This window comes from Sphingobium sp. VMM (assembly GCF_056790315.1).
On sequence record NZ_JBXGSI010000074.1, the window covers coordinates 1 to 357 of the forward strand.

The window sequence follows — 357 nt, forward strand, 5'->3', positions numbered from 1 at the left end:
CTTGGATGTCGGCGGCGTGGAATACGGCATGGACGAGATTGCCGTCGGTATCCGTCAAGATATGGCGCTTGCGCCCCTTGGTCTTCTTGCCCGCGTCATACCCCCGCGAACCGCAGCCTTGCCCAGCATCCGCGCCTCCAGCGCCATCGCCCCGGCAAAGCTCGGCCGCGCCTGCAGCCCGTCGATCCAGGCCTTCACCCTGGGCCATCGGCCATCCTTCAACCCGCTGCTGCAATAGCAGACATTGATCAGCGGACAGGCCACCGCAATGTCGGCCAAAGTGAAGCGATCCTCCACCAGCCAGCCGCTCTCGGGCAGAACCGCCTCCAGATAATCATAGATGCCCGGCATCTTCTC

At 63.6% G+C, this 357-nt stretch carries 2 pseudogenes; both read right to left on the reverse strand.

Features of this window, described 5'->3' with window-relative positions:
• Positions 1-112 (reverse strand): annotated as a pseudogene (locus ACUCV3_RS27370) (transposase); the annotation flags it as partial.
• Between the two features lie 2 nt (positions 113-114).
• Positions 115-357: pseudogene (locus ACUCV3_RS27375) on the reverse strand (glutathione S-transferase family protein); the annotation flags it as partial.